Annotated in this window: 1 rRNA gene; it reads right to left on the reverse strand. The window is 46.8% G+C overall.

Going from position 1 to position 1,146, the window contains the following annotated elements:
- Nucleotides 1–1,124, reverse strand: a 23S ribosomal RNA gene (locus tag KQ486_RS14785); the annotation flags it as partial.
- Nucleotides 1,125–1,146: the final 22 nt, after the last annotated feature.

Consider the following 1,146-nt stretch of genomic DNA (forward strand, 5'->3'; position numbering starts at 1 on the left):
TTCGGGTCCCAACAGCTATGCTCTTACTCAAATCCATCCGAACACATCAGGATCGGTCGATGGTGCACAATAAAGCTCCCACCTACGTTCACTTTCATTACGCGTACGGGTTTTACACCCAAACACTTGCATAGACGTTAGACTCCTTGGTCCGTGTTTCAAGACGGGCGACTTAAGATCATTATGCCAACATCCTAGGCTTACGCCGCAGTCCTCGGTCTAGGCTGGCAGTATCTACGAAAAGGCTATAACACACAACAAAAGCCGTGCCACATTCCTTCGCAATTATCCTACCGCTCCAAACCGATGCTGGCCCGGTAAACTGTAGAGGCCGCCCCCGAAAGAACAACATACAAAAATACCAAGTCTGATCTCAAGCCCTTCCCTTTCAACAATTTCACGTACTTTTTCACTCTCTTTTCAAAGTTCTTTTCATCTTTCCATCACTGTACTTGTTCGCTATCGGTCTCTCGCCAATATTTAGCTTTAGATGGAATTTACCACCCACTTAGAGCTGCATTCCCAAACAACTCGACTCGTCGAAGGAACTTTACACAGACCCGGGTCATCTCATCGCACGGGATTCTCACCCTCTGTGACGTCCTGTTCCAAGGAACATAGACAAGAGCCGGGCCCAAAGATACCTTCTTCAAATTACAACTCGGACGCCAAAGACGCCAGATTTCAAATTTGAGCTTTTGCCGCTTCACTCGCCGCTACTGAGGCAATCCCTGTTGGTTTCTTTTCCTCCGCTTATTGATATGCTTAAGTTCAGCGGGTAGTCCTACCTGATTTGAGGTCAAAGTTTGAAGATATACGTGGTGGACGTTACCGCCGCAAGCAATGTTTTTGGTTAGACCTAAGCCATTGTCAAAGCGATCCCGCCTTACCACTACCGTCTTTCAAGCAAACCCAAGTCGTATTGCTCAACACCAAACCCAGCGGTTTGAGGGAGAAACGACGCTCAAACAGGCATGCCCTCCGGAATACCAGAGGGCGCAATGTGCGTTCAAAGATTCGATGATTCACGAATATCTGCAATTCATATTACGTATCGCATTTCGCTGCGTTCTTCATCGATGCGAGAACCAAGAGATCCGTTGTTGAAAGTTTTGACTATTAAGTAATAATCTGGTGTGACAAGTT

This window comes from Allobacillus halotolerans (genome assembly GCF_018967645.1).
Taxonomy (GTDB): Bacteria; Bacillota; Bacilli; order Bacillales; family Alkalibacillaceae; genus Allobacillus; species Allobacillus halotolerans.